The sequence below is a fragment of the Variovorax sp. H27-G14 genome (assembly GCF_046156345.1).
GTDB lineage: Bacteria > Pseudomonadota > Gammaproteobacteria > Burkholderiales > Burkholderiaceae_C > Variovorax.
The window spans coordinates 202,096-227,516 of sequence record NZ_JAYLVN010000006.1 but is presented as its reverse complement, the minus strand read 5'-3'; the positions used below and the strand labels follow the sequence as shown (position 1 = coordinate 227,516).

General features: G+C 65.7%; 25 protein-coding genes and 1 pseudogene. 14 read left to right on the top strand and 12 right to left on the bottom strand.

Annotated features, from left to right (window positions below; translation table 11 throughout):
- Positions 1–194 precede the first annotated feature (194 nt).
- From urtA to VLK31_RS17710, 3 genes are all read right to left on the bottom strand, one after another.
- Positions 195–1,463 carry an urea ABC transporter substrate-binding protein gene (gene urtA / locus VLK31_RS17720; protein WP_409169722.1) on the bottom strand — a complete coding sequence of 423 codons (1,269 nt, stop codon included), beginning with the start codon at positions 1,461–1,463 and terminating at the stop codon, positions 195–197.
- 129 nt (positions 1,464–1,592) lie between these two features.
- Positions 1,593–2,234, bottom strand: a complete 642-nt coding sequence (locus tag VLK31_RS17715; protein WP_409169721.1) for a hypothetical protein — start codon at positions 2,232–2,234, stop codon at positions 1,593–1,595.
- 120 nt (positions 2,235–2,354) lie between these two features.
- On the bottom strand, positions 2,355–2,672 hold the full coding sequence (locus VLK31_RS17710; protein WP_409169720.1) for a nucleotide pyrophosphohydrolase: 318 nt from the start codon (positions 2,670–2,672) through the stop codon (positions 2,355–2,357).
- A 78-nt stretch (positions 2,673–2,750) separates the two neighbouring features.
- On the opposite strand from VLK31_RS17710, the gene VLK31_RS17705 reads away from it, so the two are divergent.
- Both VLK31_RS17705 and VLK31_RS17700 read left to right on the top strand, forming a co-directional pair.
- Complete coding sequence (locus VLK31_RS17705; RefSeq protein WP_409169719.1) at positions 2,751–3,362, top strand: nucleotidyltransferase domain-containing protein; 612 nt, start codon at positions 2,751–2,753, stop codon at positions 3,360–3,362.
- The gene (locus tag VLK31_RS17700) at positions 3,346–3,783 is read left to right on the top strand and encodes a hypothetical protein (RefSeq protein ID WP_409169718.1); all 438 of its coding nucleotides are present in this window, start codon (positions 3,346–3,348) and stop codon (positions 3,781–3,783) included. Before VLK31_RS17705 ends, VLK31_RS17700 begins: the two co-directional genes overlap by 17 nt.
- A 3-nt stretch (positions 3,784–3,786) precedes the next feature.
- Here VLK31_RS17700 and VLK31_RS17695 read toward each other — a convergent pair whose 3' ends face one another.
- Entirely contained in the window at positions 3,787–4,830 is a 1,044-nt protein-coding gene (locus tag VLK31_RS17695; protein ID WP_409169717.1) for an alpha/beta hydrolase family esterase, read from the bottom strand.
- 63 nt (positions 4,831–4,893) lie between these two features.
- Positions 4,894–5,823 (bottom strand): polyphosphate kinase 2, encoded by a 930-nt coding sequence (ppk2, locus tag VLK31_RS17690; protein WP_409169716.1) that lies wholly within the window; start codon positions 5,821–5,823, stop codon positions 4,894–4,896.
- A 159-nt stretch (positions 5,824–5,982) separates the two neighbouring features.
- On the opposite strand from ppk2, the gene VLK31_RS17685 reads away from it, so the two are divergent.
- From VLK31_RS17685 to VLK31_RS17650, 8 genes and pseudogenes are all read left to right on the top strand, one after another.
- The gene (locus VLK31_RS17685) at positions 5,983–7,662 is read left to right on the top strand and encodes an inorganic phosphate transporter (protein ID WP_409169715.1); all 1,680 of its coding nucleotides are present in this window, start codon (positions 5,983–5,985) and stop codon (positions 7,660–7,662) included.
- Positions 7,663–7,672: 10 nt separating this feature from the next.
- Positions 7,673–8,718: pseudogene (locus VLK31_RS17680) on the top strand (transporter).
- A 97-nt stretch (positions 8,719–8,815) separates the two neighbouring features.
- Positions 8,816–9,673: a 3',5'-nucleoside bisphosphate phosphatase gene (locus VLK31_RS17675; RefSeq protein ID WP_409169714.1), complete on the top strand. Its 858-nt coding sequence runs from the start codon at positions 8,816–8,818 to the stop codon at positions 9,671–9,673.
- Positions 9,674–9,690: 17 nt separating this feature from the next.
- Positions 9,691–10,707, top strand: a complete 1,017-nt coding sequence (locus tag VLK31_RS17670) for a DMT family transporter (RefSeq protein WP_409169713.1) — start codon at positions 9,691–9,693, stop codon at positions 10,705–10,707.
- 15 nt (positions 10,708–10,722) lie between these two features.
- Positions 10,723–11,358 (top strand): L-threonylcarbamoyladenylate synthase, encoded by a 636-nt coding sequence (locus VLK31_RS17665; protein ID WP_409169712.1) that lies wholly within the window; start codon positions 10,723–10,725, stop codon positions 11,356–11,358.
- 41 nt (positions 11,359–11,399) lie between these two features.
- A complete protein-coding gene (locus VLK31_RS17660) occupies positions 11,400–12,074 on the top strand; it encodes a site-2 protease family protein (RefSeq protein ID WP_409169711.1) in 675 nt (224 codons plus the stop codon).
- A gap of 19 nt (positions 12,075–12,093) precedes the next feature.
- Positions 12,094–13,425 carry a tryptophan--tRNA ligase gene (locus VLK31_RS17655; RefSeq protein ID WP_409169710.1) on the top strand — a complete coding sequence of 444 codons (1,332 nt, stop codon included), beginning with the start codon at positions 12,094–12,096 and terminating at the stop codon, positions 13,423–13,425.
- A gap of 75 nt (positions 13,426–13,500) precedes the next feature.
- Positions 13,501–14,103, top strand: a complete 603-nt coding sequence (locus VLK31_RS17650) for a LuxR C-terminal-related transcriptional regulator (protein ID WP_409169709.1) — start codon at positions 13,501–13,503, stop codon at positions 14,101–14,103.
- 174 nt (positions 14,104–14,277) lie between these two features.
- Here VLK31_RS17650 and VLK31_RS17645 read toward each other — a convergent pair whose 3' ends face one another.
- Positions 14,278–15,669 carry a sensor histidine kinase gene (locus tag VLK31_RS17645; protein ID WP_409169708.1) on the bottom strand — a complete coding sequence of 464 codons (1,392 nt, stop codon included), beginning with the start codon at positions 15,667–15,669 and terminating at the stop codon, positions 14,278–14,280.
- Positions 15,670–15,853: 184 nt separating this feature from the next.
- Between VLK31_RS17645 and VLK31_RS17640 the strand changes: the two genes are divergently transcribed.
- The 4 genes from VLK31_RS17640 to VLK31_RS17625 all read left to right on the top strand — a co-directional run bounded on the left by VLK31_RS17640 (position 15,854) and on the right by VLK31_RS17625 (position 19,434).
- Positions 15,854–16,258 carry a VOC family protein gene (locus tag VLK31_RS17640; protein ID WP_409169707.1) on the top strand — a complete coding sequence of 135 codons (405 nt, stop codon included), beginning with the start codon at positions 15,854–15,856 and terminating at the stop codon, positions 16,256–16,258.
- Between the two features lie 38 nt (positions 16,259–16,296).
- Positions 16,297–16,698, top strand: coding sequence for a phage holin family protein (locus tag VLK31_RS17635; RefSeq protein WP_409169706.1), 402 nt, complete (start codon positions 16,297–16,299; stop codon positions 16,696–16,698).
- 531 nt (positions 16,699–17,229) lie between these two features.
- Entirely contained in the window at positions 17,230–18,138 is a 909-nt protein-coding gene (locus VLK31_RS17630; protein WP_409169705.1) for an alkaline phosphatase D family protein, read from the top strand.
- A 282-nt stretch (positions 18,139–18,420) separates the two neighbouring features.
- Complete coding sequence (locus tag VLK31_RS17625; RefSeq protein WP_409169704.1) at positions 18,421–19,434, top strand: LacI family DNA-binding transcriptional regulator; 1,014 nt, start codon at positions 18,421–18,423, stop codon at positions 19,432–19,434.
- 51 nt (positions 19,435–19,485) lie between these two features.
- Here VLK31_RS17625 and VLK31_RS17620 read toward each other — a convergent pair whose 3' ends face one another.
- From VLK31_RS17620 to VLK31_RS17595, 6 genes are read right to left on the bottom strand one after another with little or no spacing between them, the layout of a single operon-like run.
- A complete protein-coding gene (locus tag VLK31_RS17620) occupies positions 19,486–20,448 on the bottom strand; it encodes an NAD(P)-dependent oxidoreductase (protein ID WP_409169788.1) in 963 nt (320 codons plus the stop codon).
- Between the two features lie 18 nt (positions 20,449–20,466).
- Complete coding sequence (locus tag VLK31_RS17615) at positions 20,467–21,291, bottom strand: carbohydrate ABC transporter permease (protein WP_409169703.1); 825 nt, start codon at positions 21,289–21,291, stop codon at positions 20,467–20,469.
- Positions 21,288–22,163, bottom strand: coding sequence for a carbohydrate ABC transporter permease (locus VLK31_RS17610; RefSeq protein ID WP_409169702.1), 876 nt, complete (start codon positions 22,161–22,163; stop codon positions 21,288–21,290). Before VLK31_RS17610 ends, VLK31_RS17615 begins: the two co-directional genes overlap by 4 nt.
- 22 nt (positions 22,164–22,185) lie before the next feature.
- Positions 22,186–23,517: an extracellular solute-binding protein gene (locus tag VLK31_RS17605; protein WP_409169701.1), complete on the bottom strand. Its 1,332-nt coding sequence runs from the start codon at positions 23,515–23,517 to the stop codon at positions 22,186–22,188.
- 52 nt (positions 23,518–23,569) lie between these two features.
- Positions 23,570–24,691 (bottom strand): ABC transporter ATP-binding protein, encoded by a 1,122-nt coding sequence (locus VLK31_RS17600; RefSeq protein ID WP_409169700.1) that lies wholly within the window; start codon positions 24,689–24,691, stop codon positions 23,570–23,572.
- A gap of 25 nt (positions 24,692–24,716) precedes the next feature.
- Complete coding sequence (locus tag VLK31_RS17595; RefSeq protein WP_409169699.1) at positions 24,717–25,421, bottom strand: cytochrome b561 domain-containing protein; 705 nt, start codon at positions 25,419–25,421, stop codon at positions 24,717–24,719.

Sequence of the window (25,421 nt, the reverse complement as noted above, 5' to 3'; positions counted from 1 at the left end):
GAAGGCGCAGTGAAGGGATCGTCGAAGCATGGTGAGTTTGGTGTTGCCCCCTCTCCCCTGGGGGAGAGGGTTGGGGTGAGGGCCGGCGGCCGTCCAACAAGCGCGGCAAGCCGGATCGACCGCCGTTGCCCCCTCACCCCTGCCCTCTCCCCAGGGGGAGAGGGGGCAAGAAAGAGAGGGAGGGAGAAACACACTTACATCGATTTGCCAGCCGGGTAATCCGGCTTCTTGTCGTTGCCTTCGATGTACGGGCTCCACGGCTTGGCCTTCACCGGGCCGGGCGTCTTCCACACCACGTTGAACTGACCGTCGGCCTTGATCTCGCCGATGAACACGCTCTTGTGCAGGTGGTGGTTCTTCTCGTCCATCTTCGACACGATGCCCGAGGGGGCCGTGAAGGTCTGGCCGGCCATGGCGGCAATCACTTTGTCGGTGTCGGTCGACTTGGCCTTCTCCACGGCCTGCTTCCACATGTGGATGCCGATCCAGGTGGCTTCCATCGGGTCGTTGGTGAGCGGCTTGTCCATGTGGCCCGGAATCTTCTTGGCCTTGGCGTAGTCGCTCCACTCCTTGATGAACGCCGTGTTGGTCGGGTTCTTCAGGCTCATGAAGTAATTCCATGCGGCCAGGTGGCCGACCAGCGGTTTGGTGTCGACACCGCGCAGCTCTTCCTCACCCACCGAGAACGCGACCACGGGCACGTCCTTGGCCTTCAGGCCGGCGTTGCCCAGCTCCTTGTAGAAAGGCACGTTGGAGTCGCCGTTGATGGTCGACACCACGGCGGTCTTGCCGCCGGCCGAGAACTTCTTGATGTCGGCAACGATGGTCTGGTAGTCGCTGTGGCCGAAGGGGGTGTACTTCTCGTCGATGTCGGTGTCCTTCACGCCCTTGCTCTTCAGGTAGGCGCGCAGGATCTTGTTGGTGGTGCGCGGGTACACGTAGTCGGTGCCCAGCAGCACCCAGCGCTTGGCGCCGCCGCCTTCCTTGCTCATGAGGTAGTCGACGGCCGGAATGGCTTGCTGGTTGGGTGCGGCGCCCGTGTAGAACACGTTCTTGGAGAGCTCTTCGCCTTCGTACTGCACCGGGTAGAACAGCAGGCCGTTCATTTCCTCGACCACCGGCAGCACCGACTTGCGCGACACCGAGGTCCAGCAGCCGAAGATCACCGCGACCTTGTCCTGCCCGAGCAGCTGCTTGGTCTTTTCGGCGAACAGCGGCCAGTTGGAGGCCGGATCGACGATCACGGGCTCGAGCTGCTTGCCCAGCACGCCGCCCTTTTTGTTGATGTCGTCGATGGCCATGAGCACCGTGTCTTTCAACACGGTTTCAGAGATGGCCATGGTGCCCGACAGCGAGTGCAGCACGCCGACCTTGATGGTGTCTGCGGCAAATGCGGGCGCAGCAGAAATGCTGGCCAGCGCGACGGCGGCGGTCAGCGCCTTGAGTGTGAAACGACGTTGCATGTGGACTCCTGCTCCGGGGTGGATTGAACGCGGTCGCCAGCGTTTGGCTGGCGTGAGGAGGAGTCTGCGGAATGCACCAGGAAGGTGAAATACGCCGGGTGGCGTACACGGAAGGTATTCAGCGGAACTTCAGGGCGTGCCCGCGCGCTGGCACATGTCTTCGAGGAAGCCCGGCTCCAGTTCGTCGTTGTTGGCCCTGGCGCCCTTCGCCCAGACGCAGGCTGGCGCGAAGTCTTGCTTCAGGTAGTGCACGAACGCCATCTGGGAGCGGGCATTGCGCGCGGTTAACGACACCTTGAGCGCCGTGTCCAGCTGCGCCAGGCTGGCATCGAGCCGTTTCTGCATCCACAGGAAGCGGCCGTAGTCGACATGCGCTTCGGCGGCAACACCCGGCTTGGACGCGGCGAGGCGAAAAAACTGCTCCACCTCTTCCGGCGTGCCACCGCGCGTGGCGGTGACCAGCGCGAAGCCGTGGTACGCGTTGCCGTTCTCGGGGTCGAGCAGCCAGGCCTGGTTGAAGCGCGACATGGCCGTGATCAGGTCATTGTTCGCCCAATAACGCCAACCCGCCCGCACGGCATGCCTGGACGCGTCAGCGCGGGAGAGCCCCTGCTGTTCGATGGCGGCCACGAAAGCGTCGTCCGCGCTCTTCAACGCCGCGGCCTTCTCGTGGTTGCCGTACATCGGCTGTTGGTTGGTCGGCAGCGCGTCGGCGCAGGCCGCGCCCGCGGTGATCAGCAGCGCGGCTGCCAGGGTTGCAAGACGTTGCATTCGAATTCCCTCCTGATGGTTCTTTTGAAAGAACGCAGGCTAGGGAGGGCTGCGAAGGCAGCGACCAGCGAATCAGGAAAGGATCGTTGTTCGATACCCGAAGAACACTGCAGCGCGACGTCAGGTTGGAGCGGGATACTTTTTCGCGTTCAGAACCATCTTGCTCTTCGCCGCCTCGACCACGTCGATGCCGAGCTTGTCGGCCAGCTGCAGCAGGTAGAGAAAGACGTCGGCGATCTCGGTGCCGATTTCGGCGCGCTTGTCGGGCGGCAGCGAACGGCTCTGTGCTTCGGTGAGCCACTGAAAGTGTTCGAGCAGCTCGGCGGCTTCGACCGAAAGCGCGGAGGCGAGGTTCTTGGGGGAGTGGAACTGCTCCCAGTCGCGGGCCTGGGCGAAGTCGCGCAGGGCTTGGGTGAGCGAAGTCAGATCGTTGGTCATGGGGAGGTCCTGTGCGGGCAGATTGAAAAGCCCATTTTGGGCATTAGAATGCCCAAAATGGGTAAGTCAGAACCGCCAATGCCGAAGCTGAAGCCGGAAAAATCCGCCGGCCTGGCGGACGCCCTGTTCACGACCACACAGCAGCGCGTGCTCGGCTATCTCTTCGGCCAGCCGGATCGAAGCTTCTTCTCCAGCGAATTGATCAAGCTTACCGGCGCGGGATCGGGCGCGGTGCAACGCGAGCTCCAGCAGCTGACCGACAGCGGGCTGCTCACGACGTCGCGCCTGGGCAACCAGAAGCACTACCAGGCCAACCCGCAAGCCCCCATCTACGAAGAGCTCTGCGGCATCGTGCGCAAGACCTTCGGCCTTGCAGGCCCGCTGCATGAAGCGCTGCAACCCCTGGCCGACAAGATCGAGGCGGCTTTCGTGTTCGGCTCGGTCGCCAAGAAGAGCGACACGGCGTCCAGCGACATCGACCTGTTGCTGGTCAGTGACGAACTTGCGTATTCGGACCTCTTTCTTGCGCTTGACGCGGTGTCGGCACGCCTGGGCCGTACAGTGAACCCGACCCTGCTCACACGGAAGGAACTGATGCGAAAGCTCAAGGACGGCGAATCGTTCGCCACCCGCGTCATGGCGCAGCCCAAGCTCTGGGTGATCGGCAACGCGGATGCCCTCCCCGCTTGACAACCTGTGCGGCCCCTCCAGGCCGCTGACAGCAGAAGCACCCGACGCCCGCGAGTTCGCGGGCTTGCTGCGCTCCGGCCTGGCCCGGCTGGCGGACGCACAAGTCACCCAGCTTTCTTTGGAGAGCCGCTTCGATCTGGCCTACAACGCAGCGCACGCCATGTGCCTTGCGGCGTTGCGGTGGCATGGCTACCGCTCGAGCAACCGCTTCATCGTCTTTCAGGTGCTGCCCCACACGTTGTCGCTGGGACCGGAGGTGTGGCGGGTGCTGGCCAAAGGCCATGAGATCCGAAACCTGGGCGAGTACGAAGGCGACATGAACGTGGACGAACGCATCGTGCGGGACTTGATCGCCGCCTGCCAGCGCGTGGCCGCGAAACTGTCTGCACTGGCCGCGCCTGCTGCGCCCGCCAGCGACTGAGCCTCAGTCCTTCGCCACCACCTTGAACTGCGCGGACGCAAACGCCCACGCCATGCGCGTGGCATCAGGCCCCGTGGGGTCGCTGAACATCAGGGCGGACGCACCGCCGCTCCACGAATGGCCGAGCCCCGCAATCTCGCACAGCGTGACCACGGTGCGGCCCTTGCGCTTGAAGTCGGTCACCTGCATCGCGCGGCGCTTGCCGCGCTGCATGGCGCGCGGCATGCCGGGCCGGGCGCCCAATGCAGTGGCCCACACAGCCGCGCTGCTGCCGGCATTGCTTGGCGCCACCACCGCATCGGCATCGCCGTGCAGCACCAGCATCGGCGGCAAGGTGGCGAAGACGGCCGCGGCGCCCATCGCCTTGCCGACCGCCGTGGTGGGCATGGGCGGCACGTTCTTGCCGCGCATCGCACCCAGCGCCGTGGCCGACGACTTGGCCGCGCCGGGCGCCACGCCCGAGTGCATGACGACGGCACGAAAACGATGGGGGTAGCGCGTGGCCAGCAGCGCCGCCATGCTGGCACCGGCCGACAGCCCAGCCACCGCCACGCGGTCGCGGTCCACGGGGTACAGCATGCAGGCCTGGTCGACCGCGGCCATCAGCGTCGCGGCCTCGGCGTCGGCCTTGCCGGAGCGGCGCTCGTACCAGTTCCAGCAGCCTTGCGGGTGGGCGAGCCGGTCTTGCTCGGGGTAGAGCACCAGAAACCGCTGGCGCACGGCCAACGCGTTCATGCGCGTGCTGGCCGCAAAGTCGCGCCCGGTCTGGCCGCACCCGTGCAGCATGACCATGAGCGGCAGCTTCTCGCCGGGCGAGAGCTGCAGTTCGGCGGGGCGAAACAGGTGGTAGCCCCGGGCGCCGCCCGCCCCCACGGCCATGCCGCTGAGCCAGTCGCCCTTGCCGGGCGGCGGCTTCAGCCGCTTGGCGGCTGCGCGCTGCACCTGCCCCGCAATGCGCTTGCTGTTGCTCAGCGTGACCTTGGTCAGCGCACGCAGGTTGCGCTGGTACGCGCGGGCGAAGACGGAAGCGGTGGAACGACGGGCCATGGCGGGCAGTGTGAAGGCAAAGCGCCAGCCAGCCAAACGGCGGTCGCGCCGCCCTTCGGGATCTCAGTAGATTTCAGGAACGACCATGTTGGCCGGCACCGGCTGGCGCAGGTAGTCGGCATGGCGCTCGCGCTCCGGCAGCTCGACCGTCGGGTGCGGCACCTCGTTGTAGGGCAACTGACCCAGCAAGTGGCTGATGCAGTTCAGGCGCGCCTTCTTCTTGTCGACGGCCTGCACCACCCACCATGGCGCTTCGGCGATGTGGGTGCGCTCCAGCATGATTTCTTTCGCCTTGGTGTACTCCTCCCAGCGGCGGCGGCTTTCCAGGTCCATGGGGCTGAGCTTCCACTGCTTCAGCGGGTCGTGGATGCGGCCGAGAAAGCGCATGTGCTGCTCGTCGTCAGTGATGGAGAACCAGTACTTGATGAGCTTGATGCCCGAGCGCACGAGCATCTTCTCGAACTCGGGCACGGTGCGAAAGAACTCCTCGTACTCGTCGTCGGAGCAAAAACCCATGACGCGCTCGACGCCGGCGCGGTTGTACCAACTGCGGTCGAACAGCACCATTTCGCCGGCCGCCGGCAGGTGCGCTGCGTAGCGCTGAAAGTACCACTGCGTGCGTTCGCGGTCGTTGGGCGCCGGCAGCGCGGCCACGCGGGCCACGCGCGGGTTCAGGCGCTGGGTGATGCGCTTGATGACACCGCCCTTGCCCGCCGCGTCGCGGCCTTCGAAAAGAATGACCACCTTCTGCTTGCTGTGCTGCACCCAGTCCTGCAGCTTCACCAGCTCGCCCTGCAGGCGGAACAGTTCCTTGAAGTAGGCCTGGCGCGCCGCCTTTTCGCCCGCCAGGGTGGCCGCTGTGGTCGAGGGGTCGAGCCCCTCGATGTTGCGGTCCTCGATTTCCAGCTCGAGCTCTTCGTCGTAGCTGTCGATCAGGTCGCGGGCGATGCGTTGCATCAGTTCTTCGTGGTCCGGGAGGGCGCTGTTCAGCATGATGGAAGGCTCGAGAGTGAAGGCGAAGAAAAAAGCATGCTGCCCCGCCCATGTGACCGCGGCGTGACGGACAAACGCTCTTTTACAAGCGCCGACACAAAGTTGTCATATGGCCGGAACACCATCCGCGGCATACCAACAGCTTAAAAAACCGCCGCCATGAACACCCTCGCCGCCCCCCAAGCCGAGATGCCGAAAGCGCCCGGCGCCGCGCACCGGCCCAAACTAGATGCCAAGCCCGGCCCGGTCACGCTGATCACTTTCGTGGGCCTGCTGGCCGCAGGGCTGCTGTTCACCGCATGGAGCCTGGTGGGCGACGTGAGCGCGTCGGGCGCGCCGGTGACCACCTGGGTGCCCTACATCCTGCTGGGCGTGGCGCTGCTGATTGCGCTGGGGTTCGAGTTTGTCAACGGCTTCCATGACACGGCCAATGCGGTGGCCACTGTCATCTATACCCACTCGCTGCCGCCCAACTTCGCGGTGGTGTGGTCGGGCTTCTTCAACTTTCTGGGCGTGCTGGTGTCCAGCGGCGCGGTGGCCTTCGGCATCATCGCGCTGCTGCCGGTGGAGCTGATTCTGCAGGTGGGTTCAGGGGCGGGCTTTGCCATGGTGTTTGCGCTGCTGATCGCGGCCATCATCTGGAATCTGGGCACGTGGTGGCTGGGGCTGCCGGCGTCGTCGTCGCACACGCTGATCGGCTCGATCATCGGCGTGGGCGTGGCCAATGCGCTGATGCATGGCCGTGACGGCACCAGCGGTGTCGACTGGGCACAGGCTACCAAGGTGGGCTATTCGCTGCTGCTCTCGCCCATGGTCGGTTTCGGCTGTGCCGCGCTGCTGCTGCTGGTGCTGCGCGCCTTCGTGAAGAACCGCGCGCTGTATGAAGAACCCAAGGGCAGCGAGCCGCCGCCGTGGTGGATTCGCGGTCTGCTCATCCTGACGTGCACCGGCGTGTCTTTTGCGCATGGCTCCAATGACGGCCAGAAGGGCATGGGGCTGATCATGCTGATTCTGGTGGGCACGGTGCCGATGGCCTACGCGCTGAACCGCGCGATGCCGGCCGACGAAACCATCAAGTTCGTGGCCGTTGCAGAGATGGCGCAGAGCGCGCTGAACCGCAGCGTGCCGACCTCGCTGCCGGCGCAGCAAGCCGCACAACCGGCCGCACAGCCCGCAGCGCAAGCCGCTGCCCAATCGACTGCCGTGCGCGACACGCTTTCCACTTATGTGCGCACCCGCGAGTTCAGCCCCGCCGTGGTGCCCGCGCTGGCCGCCACCGCCGGCAGCATCGGCGAGCAGGTACGCAAGCACGGCTCGCTGGCCGCGGTACCGGCCGAGGCCGTGGCCAACGTGCGCAACGACATGTACCTGGCCTCCGAAGCCATTCGCCACCTCGACAAGAGCGGCGCTGCCAAGTTCGACGCCGAGACCAAGATGCGCGTGAACGCCTTCCGCGAGGAACTGGACAGCGCCACCCGTTTCATTCCGCTGTGGGTGAAGGTGGCGGTGGCCATTGCGCTGGGCCTGGGCACGATGATCGGCTGGAAGCGCATCGTGGTGACCGTGGGCGAGAAGATCGGCAAGACGCACCTGAGCTATGCGCAGGGTGCCTCGGCCGAGCTGGTGGCCATGGTCACCATTGGCGCGGCCGACATGTACGGCCTGCCGGTGTCGACCACGCACGTGCTGTCTTCCGGCGTGGCAGGCACCATGACGGCCAGCGGCTCGGGGCTGCAGATGTCCACGCTGCGCAACCTGGCGCTGGCCTGGGTGCTGACGCTGCCGGTGGCGATGCTGCTGTCGGGCTCGCTCTATTGGCTGTTCACCCGCTTCTTCTGAATCACGCACTTTGTCTTCGGCATTCCATGATCTCGCCGCCCAGTCCTATGGCGGCGACGAAGCCGGGCTGATTTCCGGCTACCTCTTCGACGCCACGGCGCCCGAGCCCGCTCGGGCCATCGACTCGGCGCAGGCGGCCGTCTGGCTGGCCGAGCAGCGCGACGCCGAATGCACCGAAGACAGTCCAGCCTACGTGTGGCTGCACTTCAACCTGAGCCACGCGCATGCGGAGCGCTGGCTGCAGCGGCACGCAAACCTGTCGGACACCTTCTACGAGACGCTGCACGAAGGCCTGCCCTCCACGCGCATCGAGCGCGCGGACGACTCGCTGATTGCGGTCATCAACGATGTGCACTTCGAGTTCAGCTTCGAGCCCTCGGACATCTCCACGCTGTGGATCAGCGTGGGCCCGCGCCTGGTGGTCACGGCGCGCACCAAGCCGCTGCGCTCGGTCGACGCGCTGCGCACGGCCGTGAAGGCAGGCGACGCGCCGCGCTCCAGCACCGAGCTGCTCGAGCACCTGCTGCGCGCGCAGGCCGACGTGCTGGTGAAGATCGTGCGCGGCGTGACGTCGCGCATCGACCGCATCGAGGACGAGCTGCTCGCCGGGCGGCTGGACCACAAGCGCGCGCGCCTGGGCGTGCTGCGCCGGCTGCTGGTGCGGCTGCAGCGGCTGCTGGCGCCCGAGCCCGCGGCGCTGTTCCGCCTGCTGCAAGGCCCGCCGACCTGGATGGCCGAGGCCGACGCGCAGGAATTGCGCGGCTCGACCGAAGAGTTTTCCGTGGTGCTGCGCGACATGCAGGCGCTGCAGGAGCGCATCAAGCTGCTGCAGGAAGAAATTGCCGCCAACGTGAACGAGGACAACAACCGCAGCCTGTTCGTGCTGACGGTGGTCACGGTGCTGGCGCTGCCGATCAACATCATGGCCGGCCTGTTCGGCATGAACGTGGGCGGCATTCCGCTGGCCGACCACAAGCATGGGTTCTGGATCGTGGTGGCCATCGTTGCCACTTTCACCGCGTGGCGGCCTGGGCGGCTTTTCGAAAGAAGCGCTGAGCCGCATGCAGCCGTGCAGTAATGCTATTTATTTAGTAGCGCATTGCACAGCATCCATGCGCCCGCACCGATGTTCCAGACCCCATAGAATGCAGGGGTGTCCACCATTCTCAATGCCGATCTTCACTGCCACTCCGTGGTCTCCGACGGCACGCTGACGCCCGAAGCACTGGCCGCGCGCGCGGCCGCCAACGGGGTCGAGTTGTGGGCCCTCACCGACCACGATGAAATCGGCGGCCAGCACCGCGCCGCGGAGGCGGCCCGTGCCAACGGCATGCGCTACCTCACCGGTACCGAAATTTCGGTGACCTTCGCGAACGAAACGGTGCACATCGTCGGCCTGGGTTTCGACCCCGACGACGCCGCCATCTCCAAGGGCCTCTACGACACACGCGGTGGCCGCGGCAAGCGCGCACAGGAAATGTCCGAGGGGCTGGCCAAGGTCGGCATCGTCGGTGCCTACGAAGGCGCGTTGCGCTTCGTGGGCAACCCCGAGCTCATTTCGCGCACGCACTTCGCGCGCTTTCTGGTCGAACAGGGCCACTGCCGCGACACGCCCGAGGTGTTTCGCAAGTTCCTCACCGAAGGCAAGCCCGGCTACGTGCCGCACCGCTGGGCCACGCTGAAGGATGCCGTCAGCTGGATCACCGGTGCCAAGGGCATGGCCGTCATTGCGCACCCTGGGCGCTACAAGTTCACCGCCAACGAGGAGTACGCGCTATTCCTCGAATTCAAGGCGCACGGCGGCCAGGCGATCGAAGTGGTCACGGGCAGCCACACGCCGGCCGAATATGTCGAGTACGCCGACAAGGCACTCGAATTCGATTTCGCCGCCTCGCGCGGCAGCGATTTCCACAGCCCCGACGAAAGCCACTGCGACCTGGGCAAGCTGCCGCCGCTGCCCAGCACGCTCACTCCCGTGTGGGAACTGCTCGGCGACCGAATCCAGCAGTGAGCCAGAGTGCGCGGCCCGTGAGCGACAGCGCAGCGACCGCTGCGTTTGGCCATGACAGCGCAGCGACTGCTGCGTTCGGCCATGACAGCGCGGCGACTGCAGCCCTTGCCAGCGCACGCGCAGCCCAGCAGCAAAGCCGCAGCCAGGAATCCGAACGCATCCTCGCGGGCATCGGCCTGGTGGTGCTGGCGGTGGGGTGCTTCGCCACGCTGGACACCGCCACCAAATACTCCACTCTGGCAGTGCCCATCCTCATGGGCGTGTGGGTCCGCTACGCGTTTCAGGCGGTGGCCACCACGCTGGTGCTGCTGCCGCTGCACGGCACCGCGCTGCTGCGCACCCGGCACCCGCGCTACCAATTGCTGCGCGGGGCGCTGCTGCTGGCCTCCAGCCTGTTCGCGTTTCTGAGCCTGCGCTACATGCCGCTGGCGGAGTTCACGTCGATCGTGCTGATTGCGCCGCTCGTCATCACGCTGCTGGCGGCCACCACGCTGAAGGAGCATGTGTCTCCGTTGCGCTGGTCGCTGGTGGCGGGTGGCTTTCTGGGCACGCTGGTCATCCTGCGCCCGGGCGGCAGCGCGTTCAGCTGGGCCATTCTTCTGCCGCTGGGGCTGGTGCTGACCAACGCCTGGTTCCAGGTGCTCACCAGCAAGCTCGCGCAAACCGAGAACCCGCTGACCATGCACTTCTATACCGGCTGGGTGGGCACGCTGATTGCCTCGGTGGCCGTGCCCTTCGCATGGACCGCCCTGCCCTCGTGGGAATGGTGGGCGCTGTTGTGCCTCATGGGGTTGATGGGCACGGTGGGACACTTCATGCTGATCCTGGCTTACCAGCGCGCGCCGGCGTCCACGCTCACCCCTTATCTTTATGCGCAGATCGCCTTCGCCATGCTCGGCGGCTGGCTGATCTTTTCTCATGTGCCCGACCGCTTCTCGCTCATCGGCATGGCGATGATCGCGGTCTGCGGCGCGGCCGGTGCGTGGCTCACGGTGCGAGAGCGCCGCGTGCCCATTGAACCCGCCGAATCCTGAACAGGAGACTCTTTCATGGCCCAGTACTTCGAAGTCCACCCCGAGAACCCGCAGCAGCGCCTGCTCAAGCAGGCCGCGGCGCTGCTGCAGCGCGGAGAGATCGTGGCCGTGCCCACCGACTCCAGCTACGCCCTGGCCTGCCACCTCGACGACAAGGACGCGGTCGACCAACTGCGCCGCATCCGCCAGGTCGACGACAAGCACCACCTCACGCTGCTGTGCCGCGACCTGAGCGAGCTGGCCAACTACGCGCGCGTCGACAACAAGCAGTACCGCCTGCTGAAGGCGGCCACGCCCGGGCCGTACACCTTTTTGCTCGAAGCCACCAAGGAAGTGCCGCGCCGCGTGAGCCATCCGCAGCGCAAGACCATCGGCCTGCGCGTGCCCGACCACAAGGTGCTGCTGGAGTTGCTGGCACTGCACGGCGCACCGCTGCTGGCCACCACGCTCATTCCGCCTGGCGAGACCGAGGCGCTGAACGACGCGCAAACCATTCGCGAGCGCTTCGAGAAGCAGATCGGTGCCGTCATCGACGCCGGCGCCTGCCCGTCGCAGCCGACCACGGTGGTCGACCTCACGCCCATGGGCACTGGCGACGACCCTGTGGTGGTGCGCCAGGGACGCGGTGCACTGGCCGTGCTGGGCCTGTGAAATCAGACCGATTCGCACGCCCCGTCTGACACAATCGCCCCGTGGATATTTCCAATCTGATACAGACCGTACTGATCTACGCACTGCCGGTAATCTTCGCGATCACCGTGCACGAGGCGGCTCATGGCTATGTGGCGCGCTATTTTGGCGACAACACGGCCGAGGTCATGGGACGCGTCACCCTCAACCCGATGAAGCACATCGACCCCATCGGGACCATCCTGATGCCGCTGATGCTGTATTTCGCCACCTCGGGTGCTTTTTTGTTCGGTTACGCCAAGCCGGTGCCGGTGAACTTCGGGCGGCTGCGCCATCCGAAGCGCGACATGATCTGGGTCGCACTGGCAGGGCCGGTGTCCAACTTCATTCAGGCCATCGTGTGGGCGCTGGTGCTGGTGGCGCTGGTGGCCGCGGGCCTGGACACTGAAAACTTTTTCATCCAGATGGCGCGCGGCGGCATTTTGGTCAACCTGGTGATGTGGGCCTTCAACCTGTTCCCGCTGCCCCCGCTCGACGGTGGCCGCGTGCTGGCGGGCCTGCTGCCCAACGGCCCGGCGCAGCAGTTTCTGGCGCGCATCGAGCCCTACGGCTTCTTCATCGTGATGGGCCTGGTCATTGCCGGTGTCGTCAGCAACTACTGGCTGCGCCCGCTCATGGACGCGGGCTACTACGTCATCAACCTGATCATCACGCCGCTCAAGGCATTGCTGCTCTAAGTTCTCGGTTCTTCGTCACATGGCTTCGTCTTCCCAAGCTCCCCTGCGCGTCCTGACCGGCATCACCCCGTCGGGCACGCCGCACCTCGGCAACTACGTCGGCTCGATCCGCCACTCGGTGCGGCAAAGCGTCGCGCCCGGTGTGCAGAGCTTCTTCTTCCTGGCCGACTACCACGCGCTCATCAAGGTGCAGGAGCCGGCACTCATCCAGCGCTCCACGCTGGAGATTGCAGCCAGCTGGCTGGCCTGCGGGCTCGACCCCGAGCGCGTGGTGTTCTACCGCCAGTCCGACGTGCCCGAGATCCCCGAGCTGACCTGGTTTCTCACCTGCGTGACCGGCAAGGGCGTGCTCAACCGCGCGCATGCCTACAAGGCGCAACTCGACAAGAACGTGGCCAAGGGCGAAGACCCCGACGCCGACGTGACTGCCGGCCTTTTCATGTACCCCGTGCTCATGGGCGCCGACATCCTGATGTTCAATGCGCACAAGGTGCCCGTGGGGCGCGACCAGGTGCAGCACATCGAGATGGCGCGCGACATGGCGCAGCGCTTCAACCACCAGTATGGCGAGCACTTCACGCTGCCCGATGCCGAGATCGACGAGGCCGTGGCCACGCTCCCGGGCCTGGACGGCCGCAAGATGAGCAAGAGCTACGGCAACACGATTCCGCTGTTCGCGCCGCGCGCGCAGCTGCAAAAGCAGATTGCCAGCATCGTGACCGACTCGCGCGCGCCCGGCGAGCCCAAGGACACCGAGGGCTCTGCCCTGTTCCAGATCTACCAGGCCTTTGCCAGCGCCGACGAAACCGAAGCGCTGCGCAAGGCGTACGCCGACGGCATCAGCTGGGCCGACGCCAAGCACACGCTGTTCGAGCGCATCGACCAAGAAGTGGCACCGCTGCGCGCGCGCTACGACGCGCTGATGAACGACCCGGCCGAGATCGAGCGCATTCTGCTCATCGGCGCGGAGAAGGCGCGTGCGCTGTCGAAGCCCTTCATGACCCGCCTGCGCCACGCCGTGGGCCTGCGCAACCTGGCGACCGGCAAGGACAAGGCTGGCGCCAAGGCGGCCAAGGTCGCAAAGCCCAGCTTCAAGCAGTACCGCGAGAAGGCCGATGGCCTGTTCTATTTCAAGCTGCTGGACGCGCGCGGAGAACCTTTGCTGCAAAGCCGGGGTTTCACATCCCCGCAGGAAGCGGGCCGTACCATCGCGGTCTTGCAGGCGCAGCGCGGCGAGGCGCTGGCCTTGCTGGCCGCCCAGCTCGAACCCATCGACACAGAAGGAACACGCGCTGTCACCGAAGCGCTGGAGGCACTGGCAGAGGCAACGCCCACAACCCTGGGGAGTTGATCTGGTTAAGCCATCGGCTTATCCGCTGGTGAGCAATAAGAGAGAGAAGACGGTGCGATCACAAAGGAAGAAAACATGAGCATTTATGTCATCGACGACCACCCCCTGATGCGCGACGCGATCGTCATGGTCCTGCGGCGCCTGCGCCCGGCCGAGAACATCGTCGAACTGGAGCGCCTGGACAAGCTTGCGAGCTCGGTGCAGCAGCGTGGCGCGCCCACCCTCTTCTGCCTGGACCTGAAGCTGCCGGACACCAATGGCGTGTCGGGCGTGATTGCGGTCAAGCAGGTCTACCCGAACGTGCCGATCGCCGTGTACTCGGCGGCACCGGCTGCCGACATGGAAGACGCCTGCATCGAGGCAGGTGCCGACACCTACATCGAAAAGTCGGCCAGCTCCAACGAGTTGGCGGCTGCCCTGCGCGGCCTGCTGATGGCGGGTTCGGAAGAAGAAGACACCGACATGCCGGCCGCCAACAGCGGCAAGCTGTCCAAGCGCCAGACGCAGCTTATTGCCATGCTCGACAAGGGCATGAGCAACCGCGACATCGCCACCGATCTGGAGATCAGCGAACACACGGTGAAGGTGCACCTGTGGCGCCTGTTCCGCCGCCTGGGTGTGAAGAGCCGCACGCAGGCGCTGCACTACGCGCGCACCAACGGAATGCTGTCCGGCTGAACCTGGCTGAACCTGGCTAACCCCCAGGCTTCGCGCACTTCGTGTCGCTGCTCCTTCCCCCTTGCAGGGGGCAACACCTGAGGCCCGGCGAAGCCGGTTCCTCGGTGTTTCTGGAATTGAAAACCGCGCTTGGCGCGGTTTTTCTATTTGGGGTTTGTTTGGAGGCGCTTTGAGTTATCCGCCGGAGGCCGTCACCCGCGCCTGCGCCACCGCCTCGTCGGCGTCATGCAGCGCCACGCGAAACACGCTGCCGCTGCCCACGCGCGAGCGCACGCTGACCGGGTGCCCCAGCACATGCGACAGCCGCGCCACGATCGCCAGGCCCAGGCCAAAGCCGTCGGAGGTGCCCGCATGGTCGGCCACCTTGTAGAACTCCAGGAACACGTCGCGCAGGTGCTCGGGCGCAATGCCGATGCCGGTGTCCCACACCTCCACGCGCAGGCCGTCGCGCGTCTGGCGCGCCGCCAGCAGCACGCCGCCCTCGGTCGTGTACTTGATGGCATTGGCCAGCAGGTTGCCGATCATGCGGCGCACGCGGATCGGGTCGGTCAGAAACGAGCCCTCGCACACATGCACCCGAAAGTCGAGCCCGCGGCTATCGGCCACCGGGCGGTACTGCAGCTCCAGGTCGTGCAGCAGCTCGGGCACGTCGACCCGCTCCACGTGCAGGCGCACCTGGCCCGAGTCGATGCGCGCCAGGTCGAACATGGAGTCGAACAGCGCGTTCACCGCATGCGTGGCGCGCACGATCTTCGGCGCCAGCTCCAGCACCAGTTCGGGCTCGTTGCGCAGCCAGTCGGCGTACAGCGACAGGGCCAGCACCGGCTGGCGCATGTCGTGCGCGGCGCTGGCCAGAAAGCGGTTCTTCATGGCCACGGCCGACACCGCCGCCTGGCGCTGCTGCGTCAGCGACTTGATCAATATGTGGTTGTGGAACAGCAGCTCCAGGCTGTTGCGCGCCGTCTCGTGAATGTGGCGCCCGGCACGCAGCAGCAGGAACCAGTGCAGCACCGGCAGCAGCGGCATCAGGTAGCCGTACTGGAACTGCGGATGCTGCATCGTCAGGCTGATCAGGCGCAGCACCACCGCGCCCAGCATGGTGATGAACAGCGTATTCACATAGCGCTTGAGCAGCGGCGGGTGCAGCGCCAGTCCGTTGAGCGGAAAGGTGCCCACACCGGCCACGATGAGCCAGCTCATGAACTGGTTCACCTGCGGCGAGCGCTCGAAGAAAAGCAGCACCGAGAAGCCCCACACCACCGCGCTGGCGCTCCACACAAAGCCGTAGCGCTCGGTGAACTGCTGCTGCGCCGCGGCGCTGCGCCCGGCGTAACGCACCGCGTACACGCGCGCGCCCCAGGCACGGCAACTGGTAGCGATGATGCCGGCCACGAACCAGGTGAACAGCTCCCAGCGGGGCACGTAGCCCCAGTTCAGGCCCACCATGGCCGGCATCAGCGCGGCCGACACCAGGTAGGAGCCCTTGGCCGAGCGCATGAGGCTGCGGATGAGTTCGCCACGCACCCACGATTCGGCCTCGTCGGCCGAAGCCGGGGCGGGTGTCATGCTGGCGATCGACGCATTGGCCATAGGGCGCACGAGCCTTGTTGAGCAGGCGAAAAAGGAAGCCCCCAAGGCTCTTGGCAGGGCGCGAAAGCGGCGATCTTACCGGGGTGTGTGCCATTGTTTCTCTGGGTAACAAACGAAAATCGCTGGCGATAATCGTGAGCCAACTCGCAAGAAGGCTCCCATGCTGTCCCATGTCTACATTGGTGTGAACGACTTCGAACGCGCCTTTGCCTTCTATTCGCACCTGCTGGACACGCTGGGCCTGACGCTGCGGTTTCGCGACGACAGCAAGCCATGGGCCGGCTGGCAGAGCCACGACGCGCCCCGCCCGTTGTTTCTGGTGGGTACGCCGCACGACGGCAACGCCGCATCGCCGGGCAACGGCCACATGGTGGCGCTGCTGGCGGCCGACCGCGCCACCGTGGACCGGGCCTATGCCCGGGCGCTTGCGCAGGGCGGCACCTGCGAAGGCCCGCCGGGGCTCAGGCCCCACTACCACCCGGACTACTATGGCGCCTACGTGCTGGACCCGGACGGAAACAAAATCTGCGTCTGCTGCCATACCCCTGACACCCTGACACCCTGACCCCCTGAGCCCCTGACCTCCTCACCCCTGCCCGCTTCATGCTGAACCACCTGACCCCCTTCCTCATCCACTGGGCCATCACCGCCGTTTCGCTCTGGGTGGCGAGCCATCTTTTTCGCGGACTGAAGTTCGACAGCACCGGTGCGCTGGTGGTCTCCGCGTTGCTGCTGGGCCTGGCCAACGCGGTCGTGAAGCCGTTGCTGATCGTGCTCACGCTGCCGCTGACGCTGGTGACCTTCGGGCTGTTCCTGCTGGTCATCAATGCGCTGATGATCCTGCTGGTGGCGGCGCTGGTGAAGGGCTTCAGGGTGTCGGGCTTCTGGACCGCGCTGTTCGCGAGCATCTTCATCTCGGTGCTGAGCATCGTCATCGGCTCGTTCGTCACGAGCAACGATCCGGCGGAGAAAGTGCAGATGCCGCAAAGCGGCAACTGGCTCTGAGCCTGTTGTGTGGCTGCTCGGCTGAATCGTTGAGTCGTTGAATCGTTGAGTCGTTGAGTCGTTGAGTCGTTGAGTCGTTGGGCGTGTTTTGTTCGGCGCGCGTGCACAGGCCGCCGGGTACTCCCCTCCGCGAATGTCCCCCGGGCTTCGCCCTCCTCCTTTATTTCGCTGCGGGGAGCACCCGACGCCCTGTGCACCTGGACACGCTGCTGGTGCGCACTGATCGACTACTGCTCTGACCAACGCCCCCCGCTGTCGGTGTGCGGCTGATCAACGCCGGCTCTGAACACGCTCACGTCGATGGGGTGCTCCCCGCAGCGAAATAAAGGAGGAGGGGCGAAGCCCCGGGGGACATTCGCGGAGGGGAGTACCCCGTCGGCGTGAGCGCCGCCCTGAATGCCCGGTCAACTGCACAAAGCGCGCACTCTGACGCAAGGCACCATCCCCTGTTCTGCGGAGAGACAGCACGCGCGGGCTGCCTAAGATCTGCGTCACCCGGCCCTCAGGCAGGGAAGAAGAAAGAGGAGCCCCATGAAAATCGCCTTCGCCTCCTGCATGAACCTGCGCCCCGGCCATGCACAACCAGTGTGGGACCGGATCGCGGCGCACAAGCCCGACTACCTCTTTCTGCTCGGCGACCAGATCTACATGGACTTCTTTCCTCACCTGGAAGAGCCCAAGCACTGGGCCGACGACTACTTCGGCCAGGTGATGGCGCAGAAGTACACCGACCAATGGAACGTGCCCGGCTTCAAGCAACTCGTTGCCTCCATGCGCGAGCGGCAAGGCCCTGAAGGTGGCGTGTACGGCACCTGGGACGACCACGACTTCGCCTGGAACAACGCCTGCGGTTCGCAGGTGAACGCCGCCAAGAAAAACATGTCGCGCGCGTTGTTCGCGCAGTTCATGCAGATCGACCCGCCGGTCGCGGGCCTGTACTACTCCACACCGTTGAGCCACGCGGGCCAGCGCATCGGCCGGGCCATTTTTCTGGACACGCGCTGGTACAGCGAGGAGCCGGGCGACAGCCACACGCTGCTCGGCGAAGACCAGTTCCAGTTCCTGCAACAGGAGCTGCAGGACGAAAACGGCTTTGTAGTGATCTGCGCCGGCATGCCGATTCGCGCCACCGGCAACGGCTGGATGCGCTACCGCGACGAGTACGCAAAGTTCCGCGCACTGATCCAGGGCCGCAACGTCATCTTCCTGTCGGGCGACATCCACGAGAACGCCTTCCTGCCGCCGGCGGGCGCCACGAAGATGTTCGAGGTCATCTCCTCGGGTGCCTTCGTCACCAAGTACAAAGTGGTGGGCGAGCGGGAGAACTTCGGCATCCTCGACTACACGCCCACGGTCACCGACATCCAGCTGTTCGACAAGCACGGGCTGGAGCACCACAACGTGATCGACAACGCCACGTTCGATCACCAGGAGCTGTAGCCGGGCACCACGCCGGCATGCGCCCCAAAAAACAGCCGACAACCAACGCAGAGAACGCCTCTTTGCTTTGTTGCCGGCAACCCTGAACCATTCGAGGCACCAGCTAAACTGCGCCGTCGAGCCCTGGCTCCGACCCATTTCGTCGGGAGAACATCTGCCCGACTCTCCCCACGCCAGTGACAGGCCGCCTTGATGAGCAGAAAGTTCGATTCCGGCGCAAGCACCCCAGCCAAAGCGCCTGCCGCTCCCCGTGCAAAGAAACAACCCACCGGCGCCGTGACCATGGCCGACGTTGCGGCGCGGCTGGGCATTTCAAAGATGACCGTGTCGCGTGCGCTCACCCGCACCAGCGCACGCAGCCGCGGCGCTTCGGAGGAATTGCGCCAGCGCATCCTGAGCACCAGCCGGGAAATGGGCTACGTCATCGACAGAACCGCCAGCGCCTTCTCGTCCAAGCGCTCGGGTTTCGTGGCCGTGCTCATACCGAGCCTGAACAACTCCAACTTCGCCGACACCGTGCACGGCCTGACCCTTGCGCTGGAAGACACCGGTCTGCAGGTGCTGTTCGGCTACACCGACTACGACCTGCCGACGGAAGAGCGTTTGCTCAGGGCCATGCTCACGCGCCGGCCCGAAGCCGTGGTGCTCACCGGCGGCAGCCACCTGCCTTCGGTGCGCAAGATGCTCAAAGCCGCGGCCGTGCCCGTGGTGGAGATGTGGGACATGCTGCAAGACCCCATCGAGCACACCGTCGGCTTTTCAAACGCCGAAGCCACCGCCGAACTTGTGCGCCAGCTCCATGCAAAGGGCTACAGGCGCATGGCGTTCATGGGCGGCACGCCTGAGCGGGACCCGCGCGGTGCCGAACGCCGGCAGGGCTTCGAGGCGGCCGCGAAAGAACTCGGGCTGCCGCAGGACCGGATCGTCGTTGTCGGCCCTACGCCGCCGGTGTCGATGGCCCATGGCGCCCAGGCCGTGGTGCAAGTGATGCAGCGCTGGCCCGACACCGACGCACTGGTGTGCGTGTCCGACCATCCCGCGTTCGGCGCGCTCATGGAATGCCAGCGCCGCGGCTGGGCGGTGCCTCAGCGCCTGGCCATTGCGGGCTTTGGCAGCTTCGAGGTTTCCACGGCCTGTCACCCGAGGTTGACCACGGTCGTCATCGACTGCGCGGGCATCGGCCGCGCCACCGGTGAGTTGCTCAAGCGCGCGATCACAGAGGTGCGCAACGGCAAGCGGCTGGAAGCCGAAACGGTGATGATCCCGTTCGAAATCGCGCAGCGCGAAAGCTCCTGAATCCCGCGAAAGCCTTTGCCGCGTTCGCCGCCTTCGCCGCCTTCGCCGATTTCAAGTCGCGCCGTTGCCGTAGAACTCCATGGTGGCCGCAATGTCGGCATCACCAAAGCCACGCGCCACAAGCCACCGGTTCAGCTCCAGGCTCAGACCGATGAACGGCAAGGCCACGCCCAGCGTTCGCCCCAGGTCCTGGGCGTTCTGCATGTCCTTGACCATGTTGGAAATGCGGCCGGTCGGTGTGTAGTCGCGGTTGGCGAACTTCGCGAAAAATTCCCTGAAGATCACCGAGTCGGCGCGCCCGCCGCTGAGCGCTTCGACCACCAGCTTCGGGTCGAGCCCCGAGGCATTGGCCAGCGAAGCGGACTCGGACAGCGCGAACACCCCGATGCACACCAGCACCTGATTGATGACCTTCACCGCCTGCCCGGAACCGGCCGGCCCCAGGTGCGTCATGCGGCTCGACAGGTCGTGCAGCACTTGCTTTGCAACCTGCACATCGGCCTCGTCGCCGCCCAAAAAGAGTGTCAGGCGGCCTTCCTTGGCGGCGGGTGCGCCGCCTGAAAGCGGCGCATCGACCCAGCCCATGTTCAAGCCGGCCGCACGCGCCGCGAATGCCGCCGTCTGTTGCGCCGAAATGGTGGACATGTCGATGAGCGTCAGGCGGCGCGATGCAGTGCCGCTGGCAATGCCTGTGGCCCCGAATGCAACGTCCTCCACTTGCGCGGCGGTGCTGGCGCTGACGATCACCACATTGCAGCGCGATGCCAGGGCCGCCGGCGAGTCTGCCCACTCGGCGCCCGCGGCCAGCAAGGGAGCGGCCGCCTCGCGGCGACGCGAGGTAACGACCACATGGCGGCCGCAATCGAGCAGCCGCTGGGCTGTCGCCGTTCCCATCACGCCCAGGCCTGCAACGCCGATGGGTGGGTGTTTCGATTCTTCGGTTGTCATTGAGGTCTCCTGTCTGTCGTGATGGTGGGGGTGATGGCGGGGATGGTGGTGAGTGTGATGCGCGATGCAGCACTGCGCCCAGGCTCAGCCTTTCACTGCCCCCGCGGTCAACCCCGAGATGATCTGCCGTGCCGCCACAAAGGTGAAGATCAGCGGCGGTATGGCAATGAGGCTGCCCATGGCCATCACTTTGCCCCAGTCCACGCCCATGTCGGTCACGAACAGCGAGGCGGCCACCGGCAGCGTGCGCGTCTGGCGGTCGGTGAGCACCAGCGCCAGGATGAACTCGTTCCATGCAATGCGAAAAGTGAAGATCGATGCCGCCGCCAGCCCCGGCCCCATCAACGGCAACAGCACCTTGGTGAACACGCGAATCGGCCCGCAGCCGTCGATGGCCGCGGCTTCTTCCAGCTCCACCGGCACCTGCAGCACAAAGCCGTAGAGCAGCCACACCGTGAACGGCAGGTTCACCGCCACGTACAGCAGGATCAGCCCCCAGAGGCTGTTCACCAGCTGCCACTGGCTCCAGATCATGAACACCGGAATCGCGAGCACCGCCAGCGGCACGGTGCGCAGCAGCAGCGTGGCATAGCCCACCGCCGCGCGCCCCGGAAAGCGAAACCGCGCCAGCCCGTAGGCCGCCATGCAGCCCAGCACCAGCGTGAGCGCGGTGGCAATCACGCCCACGAACAGGCTGTTGGCAAAGTAGCGGCCCATGTTGTCTTCGGTCAGCACCGCGCGGTAGTTCTCCAGCGTGGGCATGAAGATGAAGTTCAGCGGCTGCGCGAAGATGTCCACCTGCTGGCGCAGGCCGGTCGCAAAGATCAGCGCAATCGGCCCCACGCACAACAGGCTCAGCGCAATCAGCATGGCGTAGTGCGCCATAGCCAGGGGAAGCGGGCGTTTCATTGCGAGTCCTTCATGGGGTTCGACAGGCGCAACGCGCCCCAGGACAACCCAGCCACCACCAACAGCAACAGCACCGACACGGCGGCGGCAACACCGAGCTGCTGCCCGACAAAGGCCGTCTTGTAGATATGCAGCGACAGAATTTCGGTGCTGTCGCCCGGCCCGCCGAAGGTCAGCACGTACACCACCTCCAGCACGCGAAAGGCGTCGATGAGCCGCATCATGAGCGTGATGGCAATGACGTTCATCACCATCGGCAGCTTCACCCTGAAGGTCATCTGCCACCAGCGCGCACCGTCGATGCGCGAAGCCTCGATGACCGCCCCATCGACGTTGGCCAGCGCCGCCACCATCATGATGAAGACGAAGGGCGTCCACTGCCAGACGTCGGCGATCACGATGGCAATGAAGGCCAGCGCGGGGTCGGCCAGCCAGGCCATGGGCGCCACGCCGAACACGCCCAGCAGCGCGTTCAGCGGGCCAAACTGGGCGTCGAAGATGTAGCGCCACGCCAGTCCCACGGCAATGGGCGCGATCATCATCGGCAGGATGAACAGCGTGCGAAAGAAAGCCGTGCCGCGCACCGGATGCTCCAGCGCGAGCGCCAGCGCAATGCCCAGCACCATTTCAGCGCTCACGCACACGGCGGCGAACATCAGCGTGGTCCACAGCGAGGACCACACACGCGGGTTGGAGAAGGCCGAGACGAAGTTGCTCACGCCCACCCAGTTCGCCTGCGACCAGGGCGTGCCCAGGTTCCAGTCGAAAAAGCCCAGCTGAATGGCCGAGACCACCGGGTAGAGGCAGGCCGCCGCCATGACAAGCACGGCGGGACCGATGTAGAAAGCTGGAAGCCAGCCAGGTCTGCGCATGATTGAAGTGCCCGTTGCCGCGTCAGACCGGGTAGCCGGATTCGCGCATGATCCGCGTCACCGTCGGCACCAGCTCGTTGAGCGCGGCCTCGGCCGTCTTCTTGCCGATCAGTGCCTCGGAAATGCCCACGCCCAGCGCCTGCACGTTGATCTTGTCCCAGGTGGGGATGATCGGGCGCCAGTCGGGGTTGGCGTACTTCAGTGCTTCGTGGAACACGCTGTACTCGGGGTACTGCTGCACGAGGCTGGCATCGGTCATGGTCGAGTTTCGAATCGGCACGCCGCCCACGCGCGAGACCGCCTTGTCCTGCGCCTTCGAGGTGAGCCACTGCATCAGCAGAAAGCCGGCATCGCCGTTGCGTGCGTTCTTCGGAATCGCCAGCCCGAAGCCGCCGGCACACGAGGCGCGCCGGGTGCCTCGCGGATGCAGGGCCCAGCCGATCTTGCCCGCGACCTTGCTCTTGGTCGGGTCGTTGACCAGGCCGGACATGGTCGTCGAATCGAGGAACATGGCGGCCTGCCCCTGCAGGAAGGCGGCATTGCTCTCGCCGTTGCCATAGCCCGGAATGCCTGCGGGCCCGGTGGCCACCACCTCCTGCAGAAACTTGAGCGCGGCCACGCCGGCCGCATCGTTGAAGCGCGGCTTCCACTGGTCGTCGAAGATGGCGCCGCCCAGCGGGTTCAGGTGCAGCAGCCAGGCGTGCACGCAGTTGTGCCCGGCCTGCCCACGCGAGGCCAGCGCGCCAATGCCTTCCTTGTCCTTGATGACGCGCAGCAGCGTGCCGAGCTGCTCGTAGGTTTCGGGCGGCTGCAGGTTGTGCTTGGCGAAGATGTCGCGCCGGTACGCAAGCACCGAGGTGTCCGCGCCATACGGCAGCCCGTAGAGCCTGGCGCCCGGCCCCGCCAGGTAGCCCTTCGGCCCGCCGACCAGCCCGATGTTCTCCATGTAGATCGAGATGATGTCCTTGATGTCGAAGTCCGGGTCCGCCAGCGCCGCGTGGGTCAGGTACGGATCGAGCGGGCGAATCAGGTTCTTGTCGACGTACTCGCTCTTCCACATCACCAGGTAGCTTGCAAGGTCGTAGTCGCACTTGGGCTTGGCCATCTCCAGCAGCTGCTTGTCCTTCAGGCGCGCAATGGCCAGCTTGTCGAGTTCGACCTTGATGCCGGTCTCCCGCGTGAACGCCGGAAGAATCTTCACCATCGCGTCGTAGTGAGGATGCGAGGGAATGTTCATCGTCACGGTCTGGCCCGCGTACTTGGCGTAGCGGCTCTGCGCGTTGGCGCCGCTGAAAGGCAGGCCCGCGCTGAACACCGTGATCGCTGCGTTCTTGATGATGTCTCTGCGTTGCATGAGAAAACCTCGGCTTGAATTTGGGGAACAGAAAAAAGGAAAAAAAAACCGTCTAGGCCCGCAGCGACAGACCGCTGCCGGTGTCGAACACATGCATGTCTTCAGCGCTGGCCGTGAGGCCGACCGTGGTGTGCAGCAGGCCGTGCGCATCGCCCTGCACCGTGGCGGTGATGCGCGCGCCGCGCTCCACCGCAAAATGGCCAACGCTCGCAAGATGGCCCACCACCTGGCTCTCGGTGCCCAGGTACTCGACCACATCGACCTTCAGGTTCAGCGGCGCGTGCCCGCTCGCAATGCGCAGCGCCTGCGGTCGAATGCCCACCGTGAGCGGCTGCTCGGGCGACACGACGCAGTCGCGCAGCCAGCCCGGTGCCGGCAGCTCGAAGCCGTCGCCACGCAGCAGGCCATGGCCACCCTCGCCCGCCCCATCATCGACAAAACGCACCGGCAGCAGGTTCATGCCCGGCATGCCGATGAATGCCGCAACGAACAGCGTGGCCGGCCGGTTGAACACCTCGCCGGGCGTGCCGACCTGCTGGATGCGGCCCTTGTCGAAGATCACGATGCGCTCGGCCAGCGTCATGGCCTCGATCTGGTCGTGCGTGACGTACACCGTGGTCCTGGCCAGCCGCTCGTGCAGCAGCGCCAGCTCCGCGCGCATGTGGCCGCGCAGCTTGGCGTCCAGGTTGGAGAGCGGCTCGTCGAACAGAAACACCTTGGGCTCACGCACGATGGCGCGGCCAATGGCCACGCGCTGGCGCTGCCCGCCCGACAGCTCCTTGGGCTTGCGCTGCAGCAGGTGCTCGATGTTCAGCACCTTCGCCGCCGCCGCCACCTTGGCGTTCACCTCCGCCGCCGGACGGCCCGCGAGGCTCAGCGCAAAGCTCATGTTCTGCGCCACGTCCATGTGCGGATAGAGCGCGTAGTTCTGAAACACCATCGCGATGTCGCGCGACATGGGCGGCAGCGCCGTCACGTCGCGCCCGGCAATGCGAATCTGCCCTTCGCTCACTGTCTCCAGCCCCGCCACCATGCGCAAGGTGGTGCTCTTGCCGCAGCCCGACTCTCCCAGCAGCACGACGAATTCGCCCTCGTGCACCGAAAGGTCGATGTGCTGCACCACCGCGACGTCGCCAAAACGCTTGGCGACGTTGTTCAACTCCAGACCTGCCATGCATGCCTCCCTTTTTTGTGTGTAGTCAGTCGAAGGGGCGCCGTACGCCCCAGCCCACCGGGGGTTTCTGGTTCCCCGGGTGAATCGGATCGGGCCCCCAGAGGGCCTGGTAGGTGTCGATGCAGCGGCCCCGCTTTTGAAGCACAGCGAAGGCACAGGCCAACAAGCCCCACCACAGGCCCATCACCACGAGCATCCAGCGCGGCGCATCGGCCATCACGAGGCCGAGCACGATCACGCCGATGGCCGCGATCACGCAAAGCCACCCGACGCTCTTGTGCACCCGCTCGAACAGCAGGCGGCGGCGCGTCATGTCGTAGTGGTCCCCGCGCATCTGCGGGGCTGCGGGCCCGCCGCTGCTGCCGCGCAGCAGCGTGCCGAGCACCTGCGCCCAGCCGGCGGCACACAGCACCCAGCCGGCCACCGCATGGATGCGCGCAAGCTCGGTCGCGCCCTGCGCGCCGCGCCACGCCAGCACCAGGCCCACCGTCATCGCGACCACCCCGCTCCACTGAAGCCCGCGGTCCGTGTGCCACCAGAATTTGTTGTCCAGCCGCAGCGGCCAGCCCTGCGACGGCGTCACCTTGAAGAAGCGCGCCATCAAGGCGCCCAGCGGCAGCAACAGGCCCCAGCCCAGCACCATGAAGCGCGCATGCCAGGAAACCCAGGGCGCGATCTGGTGGGTGGACGCGCCGCTGAGCGGCGCCAGGAGCCAGTCGATCAGCGGCAT